The organism is Paenibacillus sp. MER 180 (assembly GCF_023713665.1).
GTDB classification, from domain to species: Bacteria; Bacillota; Bacilli; order Paenibacillales; family Paenibacillaceae; genus Paenibacillus_B; species Paenibacillus_B suaedae.
Window position 1 is genome coordinate 1 of the sequence record NZ_JAMAVT010000063.1, and the last position, 572, is coordinate 572.

The window sequence follows — 572 nt, forward strand, 5'->3', positions numbered from 1 at the left end:
TGTTATAAAACTCACCAGCATCCGATAAGGATGTATGGTCATACCAACGAACAAATGAGGCATCATTATCGAGATCGTCATAATATGAAAGCAAGTCCCATTCTTCACGCGCCTTTTCCCTGCTGTAAGAACCCTCTCTCCGACAAACTATGATGAATTCTTTTACATCTTGTAATGTCGCTTCGTTATCATATTTTTTCTGATCATAGAACAGCTTCTTTAATAGGTATCCTCCGCTTACTCCCTTGGCAAAGAAGCGGCGAAAATCTTCCTCTGCATGAAGTGGCCATTTATAAGCTGCGTTACCGTAGTCTGTAACCGCTGCAAACATTCCTGTTGAATCAAGAAGGAAAACTCCCCAACCTTCGATACCGTCCACGGATGGTATATAGTACCGCCAGAACTTAACCTCGCCCATATTCCCTTTACCTCCCATAGAGGGCCGTAGCCCTCAAGATTGTTCTTCAACACCCAACTGCAGTATGATGCTTTCCGCAAATTCCGCAGCCTCTGCTTCCTCGCTTGGCAGCAAATCACGAACATATCTATGCCCTGCCCTGAATGTCGCCAGC

The 572-nt window shown here is 45.3% G+C and carries 1 protein-coding gene; it reads right to left on the minus strand.

Annotated features, from left to right (window positions below; genetic code table 11):
- The coding region (locus M3661_RS29825; RefSeq protein ID WP_251491280.1) for a phiTE_072 family protein at positions 1-418 on the minus strand (418 nt) is incomplete at its 3' end.
- Positions 419-572: the final 154 nt, after the last annotated feature.